Genomic DNA, 21,470 nt, shown 5'->3' with positions numbered 1-21,470 from the left:
AGTACCGTTACGCCGCCTCTGCCGGGGCGTTAGCCCAACAGCTTTTTCGTTATCGCCAGCAGCGTCCTGACATCTTCAGGCCGCGTATCGCCAGAGGCTTTATCGATAATAGAGCTGTAGATATGCGGAATGATTTTGCTGACGCCCGCGTCCAGCGCAATCTGTAAAATCGCCTCATAGTTGTCCAGATCGATGCCGCCGGTCGGCTCCAGCCAGAAATCGTGCTCGGCACAGGCCTGCGCAACCGCGGTAAACTCATCTCTCGCCTTCAGGCCGCCCATTGGGAAATATTTAATCGAGCTGCCGCCCATATCTTTCAGCATGGCGATGGCGGTTTCGACCGGCACGATGGCATCTGCCGCCTGGGCGCTTAGCGGTCCGGTGGAGATTTTTACTTTGCCTGGCGTACCGGTAGGCGATACCAGGCCGTTGACCACGGTTTGCTGCTGTCCCAGCAGGGCGCGGCTGGTGGCTACGCCGGTAAATACCTGATTAACGTGCTGCGGCTGTACCTCACGGGAAATCTCGCTAACCATCGCCGACTGACGCGGATCGCCCGCTCCCAGCCCAACGGAAAGCGCGTTATCAATCAGCGCGGCATACTGGCGCATATCGTCGACGGCGCTCTCCACGCTGGCGTAGTTTTTCGATAACACGCCAACCAGCACATGGCCTTCAGCCGCCTGCCAAATGGCCTGCGCGTTATCTTTTGATCCTGCCAGAACATTCAGGCAAACCCGGTGATGATAAAAATTAGGCGTCAGCGTCATGCTTGTTTCTCTCCTGTGAGTAAAGCCTTAATGCTAAGGAAAATGGTGTTCAGCTGCTCCGGCGTTACGCTGCGCACGTCAGCCTCGACGATGCCTTCATTGGCCTTGTAGCCACGGAAGTAGATCGCGACCGCGCCGTTTTTCAGCGCCTGTACCAGCTCGCCGGTAGTCTGACCGATGGCCGCCTCGTCAAAATGAATCTCCGCACGGGCAATATCGCGCCCGGCGGCGTCCCACACGACGCGTGCGCTAACGCCATCCAGCCCGTTCAGGCTGTTGATAAAGGGCGTCATTTTTTCTACCATCTGCGCGCCGCTCTCTTTTTCCCGCGTCAGATAGTTTTCAATAGCCTGCGTCAGGCCAAGAATGCCCTCTTTCCCGACTTTCATCGCCCGGCCAATGCCCGACGACTGACGCTTAACCCACTCGACGTATTGATGTTTTCCCACCACCAGCCCGCTGGTCGGCCCTTCGATCGCTTTAGCGCCGCTATAGATCACCAGATCGGCGCCGCACTGGTAGTAGCGCTGCAAATCTTCTTCCGCTGCGGCATCAACAATTAGCGGGACATTATGTTTCCGCGCCACGACGGCCGCCTGCTCAACGCTCAGATGGCTTTTTTGTACGCAGTGATGCGATTTGATATACAGAATGGCCGCCGTTTGCGGCGTAATCGCCGCAGATAGCTGCTCGGCGGAGCATTCATTGGCGTATCCCGCCTCCACCAGACGACCGCCGCCCAGCGTAACCATGGTGCCCACCGGCGCGCCAAAATTAACGTTATGCCCTTTAGGCAACACAATATCGTGCGGCACCGTCAGCGGCGCGCCGTGTAAATTATCCAGCAGCCAGGCGTTATCTTTAACAATCACCGCCGCCACCGACTGGGCGATGCCTGCGGAAGCGCAGGAGACCACCAGCGCATTTTCCGCGCCGAGCAGATTAGCTATATAGGCGCCGGTTTTATCTACCAGATCTTTCATTTCAAAATAGTGGTTCAGGCCATATTTCACCGTATCCACCACGTCTGCCGATGGCGTAGAAACGCCAAGGATCGTCATGCGCCCGGAGGCGTTGATCACCTGTTTCAGACTATATTTTTCATAAATCGAAGACATTTTTTGCTTTCCCTTCCTCGGTAACCTTCCACTGTCCGGCAACGACCGCCGCCAGCGGGATAAAATGCTGCTGGCCCTGTACGGTTTCACCTTCTGAATCCAGCAGCGGGCGTACCTCATTGCTAAGCGTAAAGAGGGTAAGATCGGCATCAAAGCCCGGCTCCAGCCGCCCTTTATGCTGCAGGCGCAGACCGTCCGCCGCTTTCCAGGTGACGCAGTCGATAATCTGCGGCAGCGTCATGCCGATGCTGAAGAACTTCGACATAACGTGTGCCAGGCTCTTCACCGGACCATCAATGCGGTTACGGCAATAAATATCGGAGCTGATGGTATCGGGCAGAATGCCCTGGGCGATGGCGCGACGCGCAACCTCAAAGCTGAAGCTGGCGCTGCCGTGGCCGACGTCCAGACGTACTCCGCGCTGCAGCGCTTTTTTCACCGCCAGTCGCAGCTCGCCTTCCGGCGTCAAAATACGGTTCGGCTTGCCGTTATAGCAGTGGGTTATAATATCGCCAGCGGTAAGCTGTTCGGCGATTTCATCCAGATTCGGCGGATTATTGCCGATGTGCACCATCAGCGGCAGGCCGCCGTTTTCCTGCTGGATCTCTTTTGCCAGCTGCAGCGGCCGGATGCCATTTCCCCCCACCACGCTGCTGCTGATCCGCGCCTTAATACCGATGATAAAACCCGGCAGACGCTGCAGCGCAGCGCGCACGGCAGGCTTATCTATCTGCTTCAGGTCGGCCAACTCATTTTGCGTGACGATACCGGTACGGGCGATATTAAGCAGCGCATAGACCTGCGTTTGCGCCTTACGCGTCAGCTGCCAGAGATCATCGACGTCAGCCGCGCCGGTACTGCCGGCATCGACGACGGTGGTCACGCCGGTCGCGACGCCAATTTTGTCCGCCTCATCGTGATAAATCGGCGATTTGGGATAGCAGTGAACGTGCGAATCAATCCAGCCGGCGCTGAGATAAACGGTGCCGTCCAGCAGCCGTTCATCTTTTGCTTCTCCTGATACCTGACCAACGGCAACGATTTTTCCATCCTGAATGGCGATATCGACCAGCCGTTCATCAACCAGCCGGGCGCGGCGAATAATCAGATCGAACATGAGAACTCCTTCTGGCGGGCCTGCCAGAGCGGCAAGCCCGCTGTGGTTTACAGCGCTACCGGGAAAATAGCGCCCAGCACCATTGCGCCAAGAATCGCGCCGCCGGTGATCGGTTTATTCCACAGGTAAAACAGCAGCGCGCCGGCCAGCGAGCCAAGACCGATTGGAATAGACGCGCCCATCGCGGACAGGATGATTAACGGCCCCAGAAAGCGTCCGGAGGTATTACCTGCTCCCATCATGACGTCTGCGCCATAGGTGGAATCGCTCTGGTTGATAGTAAATTTACGCGCCAGAATAATGACGTAGCCAATCGCCAGGCCGATAATCAGGCCGGTAGCCAGCGAGGCGGCAAAGTTAGCCACGGGAAAGATGATGCCCGCACCGAGCAGCAGCGCCGGAACGCCCAGCCCGACGCCGGTCTGAATGGCGCCGCCAATATCCAGAATGCCGACCAGCGAGCCTTCAATAATGCGGGCGAACAGAAAGCTGGCGCCAAAGGCGGCAACCGCGCCGTACGCGCCGGTTTCCATGCCGGCACGCAGCATGGAAACAAAGGCGACTTCGTTAAAGGCGCCGATGCCGTACAGGTAATACATATGGGTACCGGCGAATACGCCGGCGGAAAGCAGGCCAACAAAGATCGGGAATGACCAGTCGGCGTACCAAAATCCACTTTTAGTCTCGTTCATCGTATGCTCCCGGTTATTTTCCGCTCAGGCCGTTATGGATCATCTCAAGCCAGCCCGGCACGCCCATCTGGAACGATTCCAGTAGTTTCATATCGAAACCGCGGAAGAAACCGCTCAGCACAAACAGCAGAACAATCGAGACCATCATGACTTTGGTGACTTTGTTCCAGCCGCTTTCTTCCACGCCTTTACCAATCAGGATGCCCAGCACCAGGCCCGGTACGGCGTTGCCCATAATCAGCTGCGCCAGGCCGCCGAAAATCGTGGCCCAAAAGCCTGATTTTTTACCGGCGTCAATCGCCGCCAGCCAGAAAATTACCGGCATTACCGTGTTAACCAGCAGATTGGCTGCCGGAACCAATACCTTGACCGCCGTCACCTGTAGCGCTTCAGGCACCGCCGAAGCGGTTGAATTCAGGAAGGCCACCACAAACATGCCGATGATGCCGCAGGCAATCGCCATTTTTTTCGGATCGTGCAGCGTTTCGGCGACGTTGCGGTTTTTGATCATCAACGCTGCCGCGCCCCAGTTAGGGATAATGCGGTGGTCAACATCCTGAGTAAAAGAACCGGCTGCCACGGAGGAAGCCCATGCGTTAAAGAAGAAGCCGAGGCCAAAGGAGAAGTGAGAGGCGGGATCGCCTTCACAGGAGTTAAGTTCGCCCAGTGTACGAAATGCGCCCATGCCTTGAGAGGTTGGCGCATGGAACATACGCGCGGCACCTGCGCCGACGCCCACGCCGACCAGCCCCCCAATCACCAGCGACTTAAGCAAAATAATTAAAAACATCAGTCTTTCCTTATGTCTTATCGCCTAACGTTTTTATTGTGCGATCGTAAATTCCACCTTGTCGGTATCAATCACGGTCACGTTAACGGTAATTTCCAGCTCCACGCTGTAACTCCGTCGCTCACGCGGCAGAAAGAAGAACAGAAACTTTTCTTTTCTGACGCTCTGCTGCGCACGGACAACTTTTACGTCCTGTGGCTCGATGCGCAGCAAAACTTTCTGGGTGGACTGCAGCACCTTGTGCTGCACGTGGCTAAGCGCATCGGCAAAGGCTCTGCTTTGCGTATCGCCTTTGCCGCTGACCAGAACCGAAGTGGTGAATTGCTGTTTCATGTTTAGCTGCCGTACTTTTTATTCCAGGCCAGCACCAGCTTCTCGCCCAACTCCTCTTTATCCATAAAGCCAAACCCCAGCACGTTGGCGCCTTCGTTAATAGCAGTCACGCCTTCATCAATAGAGCGCATACCGTGTTTGGCCTTATAGCCATATTTGTTTTGCGCCGTGATCGCGCCCGCACCGCCGCTGCCGCAGAAAGAGATGCCGAAATCGGCATTTTCCGCCTTCATCACATCGCCAAGTTTCATATCCGCCGCGACGCCAGGCACCACTACCGCGCGCCCGCCCGCTTTTTCGATCCCGGCCGCAACTTTTTGTCCTTTACCTAAACGATCGCCAATAACTACGGTTACCATATTGCGTTCCTTCTTTTGGGGTTGCTAACTGCTGGCGGGCCTCGGCCTGCCGTTGTTTAATTGGATTTCGCCACTTCAAAGTGGACCGAAAGCAGCCATGCTTCTTCGCGCGGCAGGTTGCCGAACAGATCGACCACCTGCTGTGCCAGACGCATTGATTCAGGAGAAATATCCTCAAACAGTTCGGCTTCAACTTCCGGCAGCGGCTCACCGGTTAATGAGCGCAGCGCCATAGCGCGTACGTGAGAGGCCAACATTTGTTGCTGTACCTCATTGGGATAAATAGCCTCCGCGATAAAGAGCTGGTCTATTTGTTTCTTTACCCGTTCGGCCAGCGCATCAATTTCTGTATCGCTGGCCGGCTTTTGCACCGCACTGTTATTCACCTTTCCCACTCCTGATTACCTGAATTTCCATTTGTTTCGCGTTGAAAACAAAGTAGCGCTATCCTCTGCGGGTTTGTAGTCCGACTTTTTCCGCCTCAAAGTGGAAATAACAGCGCATCAGGTGCGCAAGGTCGCAAAAAGATTATTTTGTGCGAAATAAGGGCAAAAGAAACCCCTTTCATGCAGAGAATAACGCGCATTTACGCAAAAAGCAGGAATAAACAGGGGAAGCGGCACAGAAAGAAAAAGGCTATTTTTTCAGGAATAAGGAAAAGATATGAATAACGTTGGCGGTAAATGTTTAAACGCGGTTCATTATTAGTTAACAAGTTGAATAATTAGAATGCTTACCGGGAGCAATAAAAGAATCGGGCACGCTATTGTGCCCGTTTTTTATAATTAGCCATTATTGCCCGGCGATGCTCATTTCCGGCAGTAGTACGGAGCCGCACTGAATATTACTGCGCGTTTCAATATCGTTGCCAACGGTCACAATATTACGCCACATATCTTTCAGGTTGCCGGCAATGGTGATTTCGCTTACCGGATACTGGATTTCGCCGTTTTCGACCCAGAATCCCGCCGCGCCGCGTGAATAGTCGCCGGTGATGCCGCTTACGCCTTGTCCCATAAGCTCAGTAACGACCAGGCCCTTGCCCATTTGTTTGAGCAGGTCGTCAAAGCTGCTGCCCTGGCCGGCGATACGCCAGTTATGTATGCCGCCCGCATGACCGGTGCTTTGCAGCCCCAGCTTACGCGCGGCGTAGCTGGTCAGCAGCCAGGTTTGCAGCACGCCAGCCTTCACAATTTCACGATCCTGAGTACGCACGCCTTCGCTATCGAACGGTGTGGAAGCCAACCCTTTTAACAGGTGCGGCTGTTCTTCAATAGTTAACCATTCCGGCAGGATCTGGGTGCCCAGCGCATCCAGCAGGAACGTTGATTTACGATAAACGCTGCTGCCGCTGATCGCGCCGACCAGATGCCCAAACAGGCCGGTCGCCACTTCCGCCGCAAAAATTACCGGCGCTTTCATTGTCGGCAGCTTACGCGGCGCCAGGCGCGACAGCGTACGGCGCGCGCATTCTTGCCCAACCCACTCCGGCGACTGAAGATCGTCTAAGGCGCGGCCAATAGTATAGGCGTAATCACGTTCCATATCGCCTTCCGCTTCCGCGATCACGCAGCTGGAGAGCGAATGTCGGCTGGAGCAATAGCTTTGCAGCATGCCGTGGCTGTTGCCAAAAACTTTGATCCCGACGTGACTGTTGAAGCTGCCGCCTTCGGTATTGGTAATGCGCTTATCCGCCTGCAGCGAAGCCTGCTCCGCACGCGCCGCCAGTTCGATCGCTTTGTCAGGATCGATCTCCCACGGATGGAAAAGATCGAGATCCGGCGCCTCAAAGGCCAGCAGCTCGCGATCGGCCATGCCGGCATACGGATCGGGTGAAGTGTAACGGGCAATATCAACCGCCGCCTGCACGGTGCGTTTGATCGCGTCGGGGCTAAGATCGGTAGAAGAGGCGCTGCCCTTGCGGTTTTGATAGTAGACGGTAATACCCAGCGCACCATCGCTGTTAAACTCAACGTTTTCTACCTCACCATAACGGGTACTGACGCCAATACCCGTGGTTTTACTGACCGCTACCTCAGCGCCGTCGGTACCTGCTTTCGCCAGCTCCAGCGCCTGGGCTACTGCCTGCTCCAGCACTTTACGTTGTTCTGCAACCTGAGTGAGTATTTTCATTGATCTACCATAATATGATGAGTACGGTCTGCCCGCGCTGGCAGCCAGCCATTGCAAGGCAACGCGCGAGTTGTATCCTTATCTGGAGTCTAACAGAGTCAGAGAACAATTTCGCAGTAGCCGCGTAACCTGTTAGCATTAGCCTCTTTTTCAGGAGCCTGATAATGACGAAACACCCCGAAGAGTGGCTCGACGACGTACCGGATAATCAAGAAGAAGAAGATGAAGAGATTATCTGGGTCAGTAAGAGTGAGATTAAACGTGATGCCGAGGAGCTGAAGCGACTCGGTGCGGAGATGGTCGATTTAGGGAAAAACGCTCTCGATCGCCTGCCGCTGGACGAGGAGCTACGCGACGCGATAGAGCTGGCGCAGCGCATCAAGAAAGAGGGCCGCCGCCGTCAGCTGCAGCTGATTGGCAAGCTGCTGCGCGCGCGCGATCCCGATCCGATCTACCAGGCGCTGGATAAGCTGAAAAACCGGCATAACCAGCAGGTTGCGCTGTTTCATAAACTGGAAGCGATGCGCGATCGTCTGGTGGAACAGGGCGATGACGCGATGCCTGAAGTGCTGAGTCTCTATCCACACGCCGATCGCCAACAGCTGCGTAGCATGATCCGCAACGCGCAAAAAGAGAAGGCCGCCAACAAGCCGCCGAAATCGTATCGTCAGATCTTCCAGTATCTGCGCGAACTGGCCGAAACAGCTTAAGTTATCGACCCCGCAGTAACGGCGCTACGCTCTTTCTCTCTGAGCGTAGCGCTGGCTTCCCGCTGCCCTACCCCGCCACGCTTTCACGCACTTAATAACGCCAGATTAAACATGCGTTTCCCAAGCGGTAATTTACATACCGGGGCAGCGCGGTAGCTTAAGAAAGCGGATTAATTATAAAAAGGGAATTTTATGGCGCTGTATGGAAAGTTTGTTATTAATGAGGCGCAGTTTGCACCGCTTATTATGTACGGTGTTGGGACTTTTATGGCGTTCTCCGGCGATCAAAACTGTCGCAACCAGAGTAGTTGTATAAGCGTGCCTGATAAAGGCCCTTTGCCTCCGGGAAAATATTGGATTGTGGATCGGCCGCGTGGCGGTAAATTAGGACAACTATGGCTAAGCATAAAAGATAATATGACTTTTATGATGAAGCATTCGTTAAATCACAACGAATGGTTTGCCCTGTATCGCGATGACACAAACATTGACGACTTTACCTGGGTTAGCGGGGTTAAACGCGGGCTCTTTCGGCTGCATCCTCTTGGCCCTTCACAAACACCTAAGGGCTGTATCACTTTTCAACATCATTCTGATTTTATGATGTTACGAAATGCCCTTCTTAACACCAGCACCGTTCCGATTAACACTACGGGACTACACGCATACGGCTACATTAATGTAGTAACAATATAGGGAAGATAGCGATGTCAGCGCAGAAACGTAAAATAATAAACCTTATTTTTCGCTACCTCTGTAAAACGCTTCTTTTTATTATTCTGCTCTTGCTGATGATCGCCTGTATAAGTTTGATCCCGGTAACTGAAAAAATCCGAGCCTTTTTACTTTATATGGCCGATTTTTTTGCTATGGAACATCCGGATGACGCATGGTCAACCATGGTCTTTATAATGAGTATTGTTCTGACCATTATCGCCCACCAACTTGTTCTGTTCGGGTGGCGGCTGTTTCAAAGAGTTCCGCGCCGCTAACGGCGCGGTTTGCTTGTAACGTCCTGTTACTTCGCTAAACGTTCCAGCAGTTTCTGATGAATACCGCCAAAGCCGCCGTTGCTCATAACCAGGATGGTATCGCCCGGATGCGCATGTTTAGCAATTAATTCAACCAGCGCATCAATATCGGCGCTCCAGAAAGCGGGTTGGATACAGGCATCCGCCACTTCCGCGACCTGCCAGGGAATATGATGCGGCTGGAACAGAAATACCTCATCGGCACGTCCCAGCGCAGGCGCGAGATCCTCTTTGCTGACGCCAAGCTTCATGGTATTAGAGCGCGGCTCCAGCACGGCAAGGATACGGGCGGTGCCGCCAACTTTGCTGCGCAGCGCGGCCAGCGTCGCCAGAATCGCCGTAGGATGATGGGCAAAGTCGTCATAGACTTTAACGCCGTTGGCTTCGCCGCGTAGCTCCAGACGACGGCGCGCGTTGATAAACTCATCCAGCGCGCGTCCGGCATCTTCCGGCTTCACGCCAACGTGGCGCGCGGCGGCAATGGCCATCAGACCGTTATGCATGTTGTGTTCGCCCACCAGCGACCAGTTCACTTCCGCTACGCGTTCGCCATTCAGCCAGGCTTCCCAACGTGAGGCGTCCGGCGTCAGTTTTTTCGCCTGCCAGCGACCGTTCTCTCCTACCGTTTCCTGCTCGCTCCAGCATCCCATCGCCATCACCTGTTTCAGGTGGGTATCGTGTTCCGGCAACAGGATTTTGCCAGAGCCCGGCACAATACGAACCAGATGATGGAACTGCTTCTGAATAGCACGCAGATCGTCAAAAATATCGGCATGATCGAATTCAAGGTTATTCAGAATAAGCGTGCGCGGGCAATAGTGTACAAACTTGGAGCGCTTATCGAAAAAGGCGCAGTCATATTCGTCAGCCTCGATCACGAAGAATGGGCTTTTTCCTAAAGTTGCGGATACTGAGAAATTTCCCGGCACGCCACCGATAACAAAACCCGGCTCCAGCCCGCAGGCCTGTAAAATCCACGCTGTCATGCCCGCGGTGGTGGTTTTTCCATGCGTTCCCGCAACGGCGATCACCCAGCGGTCGCGCAAGACAAAATCATGCAGCCACTGCGGCCCGGACATATAGGGAATGTTGCGCTCCAGCACCGCTTCAACGCAGGCGTTACCACGCGTCATCGCGTTGCCGATAATCACTAAATCGGGCGCGGGATCGAGCTGGCTGGCATCGTAACCCTGAATTAAATCAATGCCTTGATTCTCCAGCAGCACGCTCATTGGCGGATAAACGTTGGCGTCAGAGCCGGTGACTTCATGGCCCATCGCACGTGCCAGCATTGCCAGCCCGCCCATAAAAGTGCCACAGATACCAAGGATATGAATACGCATAAAAGGTCCGTTTTCGAAAAAGTTTCGAGGCACAGTGTAGCGCCGAGCGGCGCGGGAAGAAACGGATTTGACCTATGGCCTTTATAGTTCATTCCGTTAAACTGCGATGGCATACGTTGCAGCTTTGTACCCTATGCTGCGACTCCAACGTAGATTCAGGGATTGTGTTATGAAAACATTAGGCGAATTTATCGTCGAGAAGCAACACGACTTTCCGCATGCCACAGGTGAACTGACGGCGCTGATCTCCGCTATTAAGCTCGGCGCTAAAATTATCCATCGTGATATTAATAAAGCCGGGCTGGTTGATATTCTGGGCGCCAGCGGCGTTGAAAACGTTCAGGGCGAACAACAGATGAAGCTCGATCTGTTTGCCAATGAAAAACTCAAGGCGGCGTTGAAAGCGCGCGGCATCGTTGCCGGCATCGCGTCTGAAGAAGAAGACGAAATTGTCATCTTTGAAGGTGTGGAAAACGGTAAGTATGTCGTTTTAATGGACCCGCTGGATGGCTCGTCGAATATCGATGTAAACGTTTCTGTCGGTACGATTTTTTCTATCTACCGCCGCGTGACGCCGCCCGGTACGCCAGTGACCGAAGCGGACTTTATGCAGCCGGGCAATAAGCAGGTCGCTGCCGGTTATGTCGTTTACGGCTCCTCAACCATGCTGGTTTATACCACTGGCTGCGGCGTACATGCCTTTACTTACGATCCTTCGCTGGGCGTATTTTGTCTGAGTCAGGAACGTATGACGTTCCCGAAGCAGGGCTACACCTACTCCATTAACGAAGGCAACTATATTCGTTTCCCGCAGGGCGTGAAGAAATACCTGAAATTCTGTCAGGAAGAGGATAAAGCGACCCATCGTCCTTACACCTCGCGTTATATCGGCTCTTTAGTGGCGGATTTCCACCGTAACCTGCTAAAGGGCGGCATCTATCTTTATCCCAGCACTGCGAGCCACCCCAGCGGTAAGCTGCGTCTGTTGTATGAGTGCAACCCAATGGCCTTCCTTGCCGAGCAGGCGGGCGGTAAAGCCAGCGACGGTAAAAACCGGATCCTTGATCTGCAGCCGGAAGCGCTGCATCAGCGTTGCCCGTTCTTTGTCGGCAACGACGCGATGGTTGAGGATGTGGAGCGCTTTATGCGCGAATATCCAGACGCGAATCATGCTTAAGAGATAAACGAGGCCGCCTGCATAACGGGCGGCCTCTTTCGTTATGGGCCGACGCGCACGCCGGACCGTACGCTTACTTCGCGATGTTCACCCGGAACTGCGACATGCTGCTGACCAGCTGACGCGACTGCTCCTCCAGCGACTGCGTGGCCGTCGCTGCCTGCTCCACTAACGCAGCATTTTGCTGCGCCACATCATCCATTTGATTAATGGCCTGATTCACCTGCTCGATACCATAACTCTGGTCCAGTGACGCGCCAGAGATCTCTTTCATCAGTTCGGTAACGTGCTTCACTTCTGTCGCGATAGCATTCATGGTTTCGCCGGCTCGCTGCGCCATTTCGCTCCCCTCTTTTACCCGGCCCTGCGACTCGCTAATCAGCTGTCGAATCTCTTTTGCCGCTTCCGCGCTGCGCTGCGCCAGGTTGCGGACCTCGCTCGCGACGACGGCGAAGCCGCGACCCTGCTCACCGGCGCGCGCCGCCTCTACCGAGGCGTTTAGCGCCAGGATATTGGTCTGGAAAGCGATGCCATCAATAACGCTGAGAATATCGGCAATATGGCTGGCACTTTCGGCGATTTCCTGCATCTTCCCGGTAACGCAGCTAACCACGTCCGCACCCGTTGCGGCGGTGGTGGAAACGTTGCGCGCCAGCTGGTGAGCCTGCTGCGCATTGTCAGCGTTCAGCTTCACCGTTACGGTCAATTTTTCCATGCTGCCCGCCGTTTGCTCAAGCGACGATGCAGTCTCTTCCGTACGCTGTGACAGATTAAGATTGCCCAACGATAGTTCCCGGCTGCCAACGTCGATTTTCTGCGATGCGTCCAGTACCCGACTGACCGAATCGAGAAGCCCCCGCTGCATTTTCCTCATCGCATCAATTAAGCGTCCCAGTTCGTTACGCCCCATATTCGGTATCGACTGCGTCAGATCGCCAATAGCAATATGCTCCAGCTGTTCAATAGCCTGATTCAGCGGCTTTAGCAGCACGGCTTTTAATGTAAACCAGGCGGTAACCAGCAGCGTCAGGGTTAACAGGCAGCAAAGCGTAATGCTGACCTTCATAAATAGCTCGTTTTTCCTCGCCTCCTCCAGATGCATATCGCTGATTTGGTAAGCATCCTGGGTGAATGTCTCTAACGCCTGCTGATAGCCGCCGGTAGAAGAGGTAAGCGCATGTCCCAGCAGCTGGTAATAGGCTTCGGTATCCTTATTTTCCAGCGCGCGTAGTAAAGGATGTATCCCTTGCTGCATATAGCTTTGGTAACTGGTCGCAACCATTGCCAGCAAAGCTTTACTTTTTTCGGTATCGAGACGGCTGTTAATAACCCTGTCCATCGTCTTTTGCGCTTGCTGGACGTAATTGACTACGCGAGCAATATTCTTTTCCGCTTCCGGCATTCTGTCGATGACGATTTGATGAACCGCCGTAGCCGCCGTTGCACGGGCCCGAAACAGATAACTGTTGCTTTCATAAAGCGGATCCAGTATTTCTCTGTCGACATAGTCAATTTCCTCCAGAAAGTTATTTGATTTTTGCACCGCATTAAGGCCAATAAAACTGACGATCAGCAATAGCATAGCGACTGCGGTAAGCAAGCAAATTAATGCCGTGCGTACAGATATATTTTTCAACATGCGCGATTTTTCCCTGAAAATAAAAAAGGCTAAGGTCCTTTGCCTGAAGATTATAATAAATGACTCATCTTCATTATAAATATCGGCATATTTAATAAACGCTATAACTGATATAATTTATTAGTTTGATAGCTAATTATATTTATTGAAGTTTATTCGCGCTTTGCGCCATTCCTTCTCGCCTCTGCCCGCGCCCGTTGTTATAGTAATTTTTCCTTTCTGTCTGGTCAGGGAGCGTCAGATGACAGCTTTTGCCTCGATATTTATTTTACTGGTTCTCGGTGGATTGAGTTTGTTGGTTCACAATACCGCAGTTACCCTTTCCGTCGCGGCGCTGCTGGTGATTAAACTAACGCCGTTATCTCAATTTTTTCCCTATATAGAAAAGCAGGGGCTGACCGTAGGGATCGTTATTCTTACCGTTGGCGTGCTGTCGCCGCTGGTCAGCGGTTCCCTGCCGCCCGGCACGCTGCTGAAATCTTTTCTCGACTGGAAATCGCTGCTGGCGATTGTGGTAGGGATCGTGGTTTCCTGGCTTGGCGGGCGCGGAGTAACGCTGATGAGTAGCCAGCCAACCATTGTCGGCGGCCTGCTGATTGGTACCATTATCGGCGTTTCCCTGTTTCGCGGCGTGCCGGTGGGTCCGCTGATCGCCGCCGGACTGGTTTCACTGTTTATTTTCAATAAATAACCGCGGCTGGAGCATTCCGAAAGCGGAAAAAGGGGGCATACTTTCATTGCCAGTTGGCTATAATAGCCGTCACTCAACTTATGATGAATGAAGGAAAGCGAGATGAGTTTGAACCTGGTTCCTGCCGGTAAAGACCTGCCAGAAGATATTTATGTCATTATCGAGATCCCGGCCAATGCCGATCCGATTAAATATGAAGTAGATAAAGAGTCTGGCGCGCTGTTTGTTGACCGCTTTATGTCAACGGCCATGTTCTATCCGTGTAACTACGGTTATATCAACCACACGCTGTCTCTGGACGGCGACCCGGTTGACGTACTGGTGCCGACGCCGTATCCGCTGCAGCCGGGTTCAGTCATCCGCTGCCGTCCGGTTGGCGTACTGAAAATGACCGACGAATCGGGTGAAGATGCGAAGCTGGTTGCTGTACCGCACACCAAGCTGTCTAAAGAATACGATCACATTAAAGATGTGAACGATCTGCCGGAACTGCTGCGTGCCCAGATTACCCATTTCTTTGAACACTACAAAGATCTGGAAAAAGGCAAATGGGTTAAAGTTGACGGTTGGGATAACGCGGAAGCGGCTAAAGAAGAGATTCGTACCTCTTTCGAACGTGCAGCGAAGAAGTAATGCCCATCGGGTGAGCGCTGTCTCACTACCATGCTCAAAAAACACCGCCCAAAAGGGCGGTGTTTTTTATGGGCCACGGTAAGCCAGTTCCTGATTGCTCAATGCCGTCTCCGCCCAGCGTCATTGAGTATGTATCTGCTTTCTGTTTTTTTGATTGCACTAACAGAATTTGATTATTAAATGGCACTATCGTTGGGGCTGGAGGCCTTTTGTTTAAGATGTTTTGATAATTTTCTTTTTCTAAAACAGGGAGTGTCTTATGGCTTTGCAAGGAAAGTTTGTTATCAATGACGCAGATTTTTCTCCATTAATGTTCTACGGAGTTGGAACATTTATGGCTTTTTCCGGGACGGGCCCTTACCGTAATCATGGGCATGTGCAATGATTCCCAAAAAGGTCGCTCTGTTTCTTGCCATCTTAATTGCCTGCGCCCTATCTGTTCCATATGAACCATTAACCGACCTGCTGGCTGGTAGTATGAGCCTGGATACAGCGATAAAAATTTCAGAAACCGTGCTGGGTGAAGCTTATCCGGAACCCTTTGAATTTATTGATAGTATGATAACCACAGCGCTGAATATCGCGGTGAGCATGATTATCTATTTACTTGTGATAAAAGTATTCTGCCACGTCAAAAAATCATAATGTGGCATGAATAACAGCCGGAACGGTTATGGCATCAACACGAATATTGCCCCCTTTTTCAGAAGGCAACAGATAAGGCCACCTCCAAAGGAGGTGGCCTTTTATTCACCTGACGAGGCTTCATCCCGCAGCAGCCAGTCGCCGCCGGGGATGTGCGTCAGTCCTGCTACCGAACGTTGATAAACGTACAGCCAGGCGCTACCGTACGGCGTCTGAATCAGCTGGCGCTTATATTCGCCGCCGCGGGTTCGAAGCGCGTCCAGTTCAGCTAACGTACTGGCATCAATCCGGTAAACCTCGCCATACACGGAGCCCTCTCCCGGCACGACGCCTGGATAAAGTCCGATGTTGTAAAGATCGTAGCCCTCAATCTGATGATCGCCGAGCCACTGCGCGTTTGTCATCCAGTGACTGTTTCCCTGTTTGCGCCGTAAAGTGCCATAAACCATTATTCGCATTGCTAAAACTCAAACTGATAGAGCAAATCGAGTGCCTGGTCGACGCCGGACACTGCTTCCAAATAGAGCTTAGGCATCAGGCGATAACGCAGGGTTAAGGTCGCCAGTGAATCAAAGATACCCACTCCATATTTTACTTGTAGACCCGGCAGAACATAACCGCTGACCTGAACCTGCTGACTATCACCAACGCCGGCAGTATCAAGAGCAAGATTGCTAACGCCAAAGGTCTCGCCGATTTTACCCACAATTTGCCCACTTTGTGCAACCCCTAAACCAACAAGGGCGGAAGTCAGCGCGTTACTGTCGCCATCCGTATCCAGCCCCTGCCCGCGCAGCAGGTAAGAAAGGGCTTCCTGTTGCGACATCGCCGGATCGGAGAAAATCTCCGCTTTCGGCTCATCCGCCAGCCCGGTCACGCGTAACCCGGCGGTCACGTCATCCTCGGTAGCCTCCGGATTGCGAATGGCTTCCAGGTTGATGTAAGGCTGATCCGGCGGGCCGGCAAACTGCAGCTCGCCTTTACGCACCAGCAAATCCTGTCCGTAGGCGTGGAAGCGACCGGACGGAATATTGATCTGACCGTTAAGGCCCAGCCCGCGCTTATCCTGTACCAGCTTCAGATCGCCGTTCAGCTTCGCCTTCAGGCCAAAAGCGCTGAGGCGGACATCGTCGCCCACGTGAATAATCAGGTTACTGTTAATCGGGATCGCCGCCGTTTGCGCGGTTACCGGCTTCAGGTTTTCATCCAGCAGCACTTCATCAGAAGAGACGCCGGTGGCGCTCTCCGGCATCTCCTGAACGATAATACGCGCCCAGGGCACATCTACCTTACCGTCGAGCGTAAAGGCGATGGGCGATGCATCGAACGTCAGGTCCGGCGAAACGTCCATGCGCACCATCGGCGGTACGGTCACCCGTACGCGATCGCCGCGTGCGGCAATATGGGCGCGCCAGTTGTTCAGCTGGCTCCAGTCGGCATTGCCGTCAAGGTTAATCTGCCCGCGCGCGGTTTGGATCAGGCCCTGCAGCGTTGAGCTCATCCCGTTAAACGCCATAGTCAGGTTGGCGCTGGACAGATCAACCGGCATAAAGCTGCCTTCCACATCCACGTTACGTAAGCCCAGCTGGCCATACACCAGCGGTTTTTGCAGGTTACCGCCAAGTCGCAGGCTGCTGTTGAGCATGCCCGTTACCTGCTCGCCGCGCATCAGCGCCGGATTAAACAGCGCCAGCGACAGATTGTTGATATTGATATTACCGGACAGGTTGCGCCGGTTCTGCGGATCGCTAATCTGAACGTTGCCGTCAAATTGACCATTGTTGGCAATGCGCAGCAGCCAGTCCAGCTGCGCCTTACCGTCGCGCAGCGCGGCATTAAGGTTCAGGGTATCGAAGGCGATCGGCAGCGCGTTGCCCTGCACATCCTGCGTTACCTTAACGCCATTGCCCTTCAGCGCTAGCCGTCCGGTGGGCAGTGAACCGTCGCTGTGCCAGCTCACATCGGCATCACCGCTGAATATGCCCACCAGCTGCGTCTCTTTCGGCAGGAAGGGCTTAATCATCGCCAGGTCGAAGCGGTTTAGCGCCACGCGCGCATGGCCGTCCGGCCCTGCCTCAATCGGCTGCGGCACGCACAGCTGCGCGTTCGGATTGCGCCAGCAGTGCGCGCCAATCGTTGCGGTTTGGCGCGCGTTCTGATAATCGATGGCGATGGCGCGGGTCAGTCGCCATTCGCCTACCGGCGTATCGAAGAAGGTATTATTCAGCGTGCCCTGCCAGCGCTGCTGTTGCCGATCGAAACTGCCGTTCAGCGCCAGCTGGCCGGAAACCGGATCGCCGTTAACGCTGAGCTTCAGCTGGTGTTTGCGCTCATTGCCGTCCGCATTTAGCGTCAGCTGATTAATCGTCAGCGACGCCTGTTTCAGCCGTTCAATGCGCAGCTGCAGCTTACCTGCCACCTGGTCGCTCGATTTTACATCGCCATCCAGCCGCACGCGGGCGATAGACAGCTCCTGCCAACGCAGGCCGGTGGCGGTAACATCGGCCAGCAGCTGCGGCGCCTGTAGCGTACCGCGCGCTTTAATGATCCCTTTCGCCACGCCGCCCAGGCCAGGCAGCGCGTTGTCCAGATGCGGCGCATCAATGTTAGCGTCCAGATTAAGCGCGTCGCCCAGCTCGCCTTTAAGATTGATATTGTTACGTCCCAGCACCAGCTTAACGCCGGGAATATTCCACTGGTTATAGCTGTTGCCGTACAGCGTGCCGTCTGCCGAGACTGCATTCTGCCGCACCTTACCGCGCAGCTTTAACTCCGGCACGCGCATCTGCCAGCTACCGCCATACAGACTGCCGCGCGTGGTGATTTTACCGTCCAGCGTGGCGGGCCAGTCAGGATATTGCCGGGCGGTATCGATCCCGCTCAGCGTGAGCTCGCTGCGCCAGCTGATTGCCTTGCTCCAGTCCACCAGGCCGCTAAGATCGACATGGCCTTTCAACGCTGATAAACGCAGCTTATCAAGGCTAAACTGTTCGATATTGCCCTTACCATCCAGCGCCAGATCGGCTGGCGGAATGGCTTCGCCCTTCAGGGCGGTGCGCAGCGACATCACGTAGTCGGTCGCCTTACCGCTGAAGCTGAAATCCAGGTTATCCGCCTGATACTGCGTTGCGCCGCTGAGCGGCCAGCGCAGCTGCGGACTGGTCAGCTTTAGCTGCAGCGGCAGGCCGACGGTTGCCAGCTCGGTTTGCCCTGTCAGTTGCGCATTTAGCGGGCCGGAGAGATTGAGCCCCAGCTGAAGCTGCTGACGCATGGCGCCGCCGAGCGTCATTTTGATCTTCTCACCTTTCAGCGGCTCGACGTTTAACGCGCCGTTCAGGTTGAGGTCTACCGGCCAGTTATCGGCAAGCCGCGCCTGTCCACTGGCTTTAAGCTGCCCCTGCGGCGAATCAATATCCAGCGTTTGCAGCTGCAGCAGACGATCCTGCGTTTTCGCCTTCAGCAGTAAACGGTTTATCGCCAGCTCGGTATCGCCGGTGATGCGTAGCTGCTCGCCGACGATCTCCTGCACCTCAATATCCAGCGGCAGCCGGAAATCTGGCATGGTCGCCAGCAGCGGCCGATCGAACATCGCCTTCAGCGTTTCCCCCAGCGGCTTCTCCTGCGCCTGCGGCTGCTGGATTTTGGGCTGCACCACCTGTTCATTGGCTACCTGCGCCGCCTTCGGCAGGGCGATAAGCAGGCTTTGAATATGCGTCGGGGTTAAGGTAAGCGCCCGCTCCTGCCAGTGCAGGCCGGTAGAGAAATCGAGCAGGGAAATCGCGGTGTTATCGATTTTGAGATTAATATTATGCAGGCTGAGATGACGCAGCGTAATGGGATAAGGCGTGCTGAACTCGCCGCTGCTGCTCTCTTCTTGCGGCGGCGGCTCGCTGGCTGGCGTCATTTTGCTGCTATCGACTACCACATTCAGATCCTTCAGCCCAAGATCGTTAACGCAGAACGCGGAGTTTTTCAGGCAGCCCAGCTGCACCGCCAGATGAAACTCGCCGGCGTTAACCGTTACGCCAGGCATTTCATACCGCACGCCTTTTAACGTCAGGTTGCGCCAGCCGCCGTCCACCTGCTGAATAGATAATCCCGGCACCCAACGCGCCGCGCCGTTCAGCAGTAAATGCAGGCCGGGCGTGGTGCCTACCAGCAGCAGCACGCCGCCGGCCAGCACCGCTAACAAGATCAAAATCCCAATCAGGACCTTTTTCCATAGCTTCATAGTTCAGGCCCCAGTCCGATGTAAAACTGCAATCCGTGTTCCTCTTTATCCCCAACGGGCCGCGCCAGGTCGAACTTAATCGGCCCGACCGGCGATGCCCAACGCACGCCGATACCGGCGCCGGTTTTAAAGTTGCTTTGCTTGATATCGTTCACCGCTTCGCCGGAATCAACGAATACCGCGCCCCACCATTTGCCGGTGACATTGTATTGATACTCCAGCGAGCCGGTCGCCAGTTTCGACGCACCGGTCAGCTTGCCGTCATCATCGCGCGGAGAGATGCCTTTATATTTGTAGCCACGAATACTGCGATCGCCCCCGGCGAAGAAGCGCAGGTCGGGCGGCACTTTTTCAAAATCGTTGGTTTCGATCCAGCCAAGGTTGCCGCGCGCCACAAAGCGATGCCGATCCGCCAGCGTGCGGATCCAGACGTTTTGCGCCTGTAAAACGAGGAAATCGACATCCGATCCCCATGTGGTATCGGAAATATCAACCGAATAGCGTTGAGAATCGCCCCAGGTTGGCATCAGCCCGCCGCGCGAGCGGGTACGGTTAACGCTGACGCCGGGATAGATCAGCATGGTGGTATTGGTGACGTTCGCCTGGGTAAAGTGATCCAGGCTCCAACGCAGGTTAATGGCTTTTTGCCAGCCGGAGCTGTTATCCCAGTAGCGCGACAGGGCCAGCGTGGTGGAGTCAGCTTTAGTATCGTTCAAATCGGTGCGCTTCAGGCCGCCCTGAATCAGATAATACTGTTCCAGCGGACTCTTCAGCAGCGGCACTTTATAGCTAAAATCGAGCTGCTGCTCAGGTGCGGAAATATTGGCGCTGGTGGTCAGGCTGTGCCCGCGCGAATTCACCCACGGCTTACGCCAGGTCGTCTTCAGGCGTGGCCCGACGTCGGTAGAGTAGCCGATCCCGGTTTCAATGGTGTTTTCGGTGCGCGGCGAGACCACGCCGCTGAGCGGTAACACTTTATCCGCCGTGGTTTTATCAAACTCCGGCGCCACGACCACCGAATTAAACCAGCCGGTGGCCGACAGGCGACGGTTCAGCTCGGCCAGATCGCGTGAGCTGTAGTAATCGCCTTTGTGGAACGGCACCAGATTTTGCAGATATTCATCCCGGATCTGCGATCCTTCAAAGGTCACGTCGCCAAAGCGATAGCGCTTGCCGCTGTCATAGTCGAGATCCCAGAAAGCTTCGCGTCGCTCTACGGAAACGCCCAGCTGGCTTTGCTTAAAATCACCGTCAAAATAGCCGTTGCGCAGCGCCAGATTGGTAAAGCCTTTTTTAAAGCTCTCATACTTGCCGTGATTAAGAATGGTGCCGTTTTGGGGACGCCCTTCTTTCACCCACTGCTGATACTCCGCATCATTACGCGCATCGCCGCGCAAAATGATGGTACTGCCGGCGATTTTTACCGGCTCGCCTGCGGAAACGTGAGCAATCAGCACCGGTCTGCCGCCGTTTGCCGGGGCTGGACGGCTTTCAAACTCAATATCAGGCTCATAGTAGCCCAGCGCACGTAGCCCTTCTTCGATGGCTTTTTTAACACGTGCGCGAAAACGGCCGTCAGCGGTCACTTCATCGGTATCGATGGTAGAAAGACTTGCCCTGACGTTTTTCTGGAGATCCCCGGTTAACCCTTCAAGCTGTAGGCGAATATTCGCGGCCTGAGCGCCAGGCGCGGCAATCAGCAAACAGGCTATGCAATAGACATGAAATCGTGGCACGCTTACTCCTGTTAATGTTGCCGAATCCCCTTTTTATTCAGGGGACAAATAACATCGCGAACCAACGGGCGCTAATGTCGACGTCGAGTTTGGTTAACAGCATAGCTTTCGCCCTGCCGTTGCGGCTATGCGCATGACAGATAAAAAAGCGACGCTAAAGCAAATTTTGCCATTATTGTCGGTAAAGCCGCGCTGCGTTACAACCAACAATACTGATTCTTCGCACGCTGGCGGCGAATACTGCTGTTTTGATGCGCCGGGAATGCCCGCTTATTTATTAAACAAGATGGCGCAGTAACAGCGCTGGCGGGCTGAGCTGAGC

General features: G+C 54.3%; 21 protein-coding genes and 1 pseudogene. 8 read left to right on the top strand and 14 right to left on the bottom strand.

Annotated features, from left to right (window positions below; translation table 11 throughout):
• Positions 1 to 29: 29 nt before the first annotated feature.
• The 9 genes from dagF to pmbA form a co-directional block, all read right to left on the bottom strand.
• Positions 30 to 770, bottom strand: coding sequence for a 2-dehydro-3-deoxy-phosphogluconate aldolase (gene dagF, locus COO59_RS07625; RefSeq protein ID WP_103059209.1), 741 nt, complete (start codon positions 768 to 770; stop codon positions 30 to 32).
• Positions 767 to 1,888, bottom strand: a complete 1,122-nt coding sequence (locus COO59_RS07620) for a DgaE family pyridoxal phosphate-dependent ammonia lyase (protein ID WP_103059208.1) — start codon at positions 1,886 to 1,888, stop codon at positions 767 to 769. The genes dagF and COO59_RS07620 overlap by 4 nt, the downstream gene beginning before the upstream one ends.
• Complete coding sequence (locus COO59_RS07615; protein ID WP_103059207.1) at positions 1,872 to 3,005, bottom strand: amidohydrolase/deacetylase family metallohydrolase; 1,134 nt, start codon at positions 3,003 to 3,005, stop codon at positions 1,872 to 1,874. Before COO59_RS07615 ends, COO59_RS07620 begins: the two co-directional genes overlap by 17 nt.
• Before the next feature lie 47 nt (positions 3,006 to 3,052).
• The gene (locus tag COO59_RS07610; protein ID WP_103059206.1) at positions 3,053 to 3,697 is read right to left on the bottom strand and encodes a DUF4310 family protein; all 645 of its coding nucleotides are present in this window, start codon (positions 3,695 to 3,697) and stop codon (positions 3,053 to 3,055) included.
• 13 nt (positions 3,698 to 3,710) lie between these two features.
• A complete protein-coding gene (locus COO59_RS07605) occupies positions 3,711 to 4,487 on the bottom strand; it encodes a DUF4311 domain-containing protein (protein ID WP_103059205.1) in 777 nt (258 codons plus the stop codon).
• Between the two features lie 33 nt (positions 4,488 to 4,520).
• Complete coding sequence (locus COO59_RS07600) at positions 4,521 to 4,820, bottom strand: DUF4312 family protein (RefSeq protein WP_103059204.1); 300 nt, start codon at positions 4,818 to 4,820, stop codon at positions 4,521 to 4,523.
• A gap of 2 nt (positions 4,821 to 4,822) precedes the next feature.
• A complete protein-coding gene (locus COO59_RS07595) occupies positions 4,823 to 5,179 on the bottom strand; it encodes an SFCGS family glycine-rich protein (RefSeq protein ID WP_085069919.1) in 357 nt (118 codons plus the stop codon).
• A 56-nt stretch (positions 5,180 to 5,235) separates the two neighbouring features.
• A complete protein-coding gene (locus tag COO59_RS07590) occupies positions 5,236 to 5,565 on the bottom strand; it encodes a glycine dehydrogenase (RefSeq protein WP_103059203.1) in 330 nt (109 codons plus the stop codon).
• A 406-nt stretch (positions 5,566 to 5,971) separates the two neighbouring features.
• Complete coding sequence (gene pmbA / locus COO59_RS07585; RefSeq protein ID WP_103059202.1) at positions 5,972 to 7,312, bottom strand: metalloprotease PmbA; 1,341 nt, start codon at positions 7,310 to 7,312, stop codon at positions 5,972 to 5,974.
• A gap of 164 nt (positions 7,313 to 7,476) precedes the next feature.
• Between pmbA and yjgA the strand changes: the two genes are divergently transcribed.
• The 3 genes from yjgA to COO59_RS07570 all read left to right on the top strand — a co-directional run bounded on the left by yjgA (position 7,477) and on the right by COO59_RS07570 (position 9,014).
• On the top strand, positions 7,477 to 8,022 hold the full coding sequence (gene yjgA / locus COO59_RS07580) for a ribosome biogenesis factor YjgA (RefSeq protein ID WP_103059201.1): 546 nt from the start codon (positions 7,477 to 7,479) through the stop codon (positions 8,020 to 8,022).
• Between the two features lie 192 nt (positions 8,023 to 8,214).
• On the top strand, positions 8,215 to 8,718 hold the full coding sequence (locus COO59_RS07575) for a DUF2778 domain-containing protein (RefSeq protein WP_103059200.1): 504 nt from the start codon (positions 8,215 to 8,217) through the stop codon (positions 8,716 to 8,718).
• A gap of 11 nt (positions 8,719 to 8,729) precedes the next feature.
• The gene (locus COO59_RS07570; RefSeq protein WP_103059199.1) at positions 8,730 to 9,014 is read left to right on the top strand and encodes a hypothetical protein; all 285 of its coding nucleotides are present in this window, start codon (positions 8,730 to 8,732) and stop codon (positions 9,012 to 9,014) included.
• 26 nt (positions 9,015 to 9,040) lie between these two features.
• Here COO59_RS07570 and mpl read toward each other — a convergent pair whose 3' ends face one another.
• Positions 9,041 to 10,396, bottom strand: a complete 1,356-nt coding sequence (gene mpl, locus COO59_RS07565; protein ID WP_103059198.1) for a UDP-N-acetylmuramate:L-alanyl-gamma-D-glutamyl-meso-diaminopimelate ligase — start codon at positions 10,394 to 10,396, stop codon at positions 9,041 to 9,043.
• 169 nt (positions 10,397 to 10,565) lie between these two features.
• Here mpl and fbp point away from each other — a divergent pair, with 169 nt between their 5' ends.
• Entirely contained in the window at positions 10,566 to 11,573 is a 1,008-nt protein-coding gene (gene fbp / locus COO59_RS07560) for a class 1 fructose-bisphosphatase (protein WP_103059197.1), read from the top strand.
• 73 nt (positions 11,574 to 11,646) lie between these two features.
• Here fbp and COO59_RS07555 read toward each other — a convergent pair whose 3' ends face one another.
• Complete coding sequence (locus tag COO59_RS07555; RefSeq protein ID WP_103059196.1) at positions 11,647 to 13,212, bottom strand: methyl-accepting chemotaxis protein; 1,566 nt, start codon at positions 13,210 to 13,212, stop codon at positions 11,647 to 11,649.
• Between the two features lie 241 nt (positions 13,213 to 13,453).
• Here COO59_RS07555 and COO59_RS07550 point away from each other — a divergent pair, with 241 nt between their 5' ends.
• From COO59_RS07550 to COO59_RS07540, 4 genes and pseudogenes are all read left to right on the top strand, one after another.
• The gene (locus COO59_RS07550; protein WP_103059195.1) at positions 13,454 to 13,903 is read left to right on the top strand and encodes a DUF441 domain-containing protein; all 450 of its coding nucleotides are present in this window, start codon (positions 13,454 to 13,456) and stop codon (positions 13,901 to 13,903) included.
• A gap of 102 nt (positions 13,904 to 14,005) precedes the next feature.
• Positions 14,006 to 14,536 (top strand): inorganic diphosphatase, encoded by a 531-nt coding sequence (gene ppa, locus COO59_RS07545; RefSeq protein ID WP_103059194.1) that lies wholly within the window; start codon positions 14,006 to 14,008, stop codon positions 14,534 to 14,536.
• A 259-nt stretch (positions 14,537 to 14,795) separates the two neighbouring features.
• Positions 14,796 to 14,909: pseudogene (locus COO59_RS21210) on the top strand (DUF2778 domain-containing protein); the annotation flags it as partial.
• Between the two features lie 8 nt (positions 14,910 to 14,917).
• A complete protein-coding gene (locus tag COO59_RS07540) occupies positions 14,918 to 15,181 on the top strand; it encodes a hypothetical protein (RefSeq protein ID WP_103059193.1) in 264 nt (87 codons plus the stop codon).
• A gap of 101 nt (positions 15,182 to 15,282) precedes the next feature.
• On the opposite strand, the gene COO59_RS07535 is transcribed toward COO59_RS07540, so the two are convergent.
• Genes COO59_RS07535 through tamA form a run of 3 tightly spaced genes read right to left on the bottom strand, consistent with a single transcriptional unit; the run spans position 15,283 to position 21,148 of the window.
• Positions 15,283 to 15,639 carry a gamma-glutamylcyclotransferase family protein gene (locus tag COO59_RS07535; RefSeq protein WP_103059192.1) on the bottom strand — a complete coding sequence of 119 codons (357 nt, stop codon included), beginning with the start codon at positions 15,637 to 15,639 and terminating at the stop codon, positions 15,283 to 15,285.
• 2 nt (positions 15,640 to 15,641) lie between these two features.
• Positions 15,642 to 19,412, bottom strand: coding sequence for an autotransporter assembly complex protein TamB (gene tamB, locus COO59_RS07530; RefSeq protein WP_103059191.1), 3,771 nt, complete (start codon positions 19,410 to 19,412; stop codon positions 15,642 to 15,644).
• Positions 19,409 to 21,148 carry an autotransporter assembly complex protein TamA gene (tamA, locus tag COO59_RS07525; RefSeq protein WP_103059190.1) on the bottom strand — a complete coding sequence of 580 codons (1,740 nt, stop codon included), beginning with the start codon at positions 21,146 to 21,148 and terminating at the stop codon, positions 19,409 to 19,411. The genes tamB and tamA overlap by 4 nt, the downstream gene beginning before the upstream one ends.
• Positions 21,149 to 21,470: the final 322 nt, after the last annotated feature.

This window comes from Mixta theicola, assembly GCF_002895925.1.
In the GTDB taxonomy this organism is placed as follows: Bacteria; Pseudomonadota; Gammaproteobacteria; order Enterobacterales; family Enterobacteriaceae; genus Mixta; species Mixta theicola.
Note: the sequence above shows the minus strand (reverse complement) of the source record. Positions and strands in the feature narration are given on the sequence as shown.

Coding starts and splice junctions, on each gene's coding strand:
- dagF (WP_103059209.1), bottom strand. CDS start 770: ATGACGCTGACGCCTAATTTTTATCATCACCGGGTTTGCCTGAATGTT.
- COO59_RS07620 (WP_103059208.1), bottom strand. CDS start 1,888: ATGTCTTCGATTTATGAAAAATATAGTCTGAAACAGGTGATCAACGCC.
- COO59_RS07615 (WP_103059207.1), bottom strand. CDS start 3,005: ATGTTCGATCTGATTATTCGCCGCGCCCGGCTGGTTGATGAACGGCTG.
- COO59_RS07610 (WP_103059206.1), bottom strand. CDS start 3,697: ATGAACGAGACTAAAAGTGGATTTTGGTACGCCGACTGGTCATTCCCG.
- COO59_RS07605 (WP_103059205.1), bottom strand. CDS start 4,487: ATGTTTTTAATTATTTTGCTTAAGTCGCTGGTGATTGGGGGGCTGGTC.
- COO59_RS07600 (WP_103059204.1), bottom strand. CDS start 4,820: ATGAAACAGCAATTCACCACTTCGGTTCTGGTCAGCGGCAAAGGCGAT.
- COO59_RS07595 (WP_085069919.1), bottom strand. CDS start 5,179: ATGGTAACCGTAGTTATTGGCGATCGTTTAGGTAAAGGACAAAAAGTT.
- pmbA (WP_103059202.1), bottom strand. CDS start 7,312: ATGAAAATACTCACTCAGGTTGCAGAACAACGTAAAGTGCTGGAGCAG.
- yjgA (WP_103059201.1), top strand. CDS start 7,477: ATGACGAAACACCCCGAAGAGTGGCTCGACGACGTACCGGATAATCAA.
- COO59_RS07575 (WP_103059200.1), top strand. CDS start 8,215: ATGGCGCTGTATGGAAAGTTTGTTATTAATGAGGCGCAGTTTGCACCG.
- COO59_RS07570 (WP_103059199.1), top strand. CDS start 8,730: ATGTCAGCGCAGAAACGTAAAATAATAAACCTTATTTTTCGCTACCTC.
- mpl (WP_103059198.1), bottom strand. CDS start 10,396: ATGCGTATTCATATCCTTGGTATCTGTGGCACTTTTATGGGCGGGCTG.
- fbp (WP_103059197.1), top strand. CDS start 10,566: ATGAAAACATTAGGCGAATTTATCGTCGAGAAGCAACACGACTTTCCG.
- COO59_RS07555 (WP_103059196.1), bottom strand. CDS start 13,212: ATGTTGAAAAATATATCTGTACGCACGGCATTAATTTGCTTGCTTACC.
- COO59_RS07550 (WP_103059195.1), top strand. CDS start 13,454: ATGACAGCTTTTGCCTCGATATTTATTTTACTGGTTCTCGGTGGATTG.
- ppa (WP_103059194.1), top strand. CDS start 14,006: ATGAGTTTGAACCTGGTTCCTGCCGGTAAAGACCTGCCAGAAGATATT.
- COO59_RS07540 (WP_103059193.1), top strand. CDS start 14,918: ATGATTCCCAAAAAGGTCGCTCTGTTTCTTGCCATCTTAATTGCCTGC.
- COO59_RS07535 (WP_103059192.1), bottom strand. CDS start 15,639: ATGCGAATAATGGTTTATGGCACTTTACGGCGCAAACAGGGAAACAGT.
- tamB (WP_103059191.1), bottom strand. CDS start 19,412: ATGAAGCTATGGAAAAAGGTCCTGATTGGGATTTTGATCTTGTTAGCG.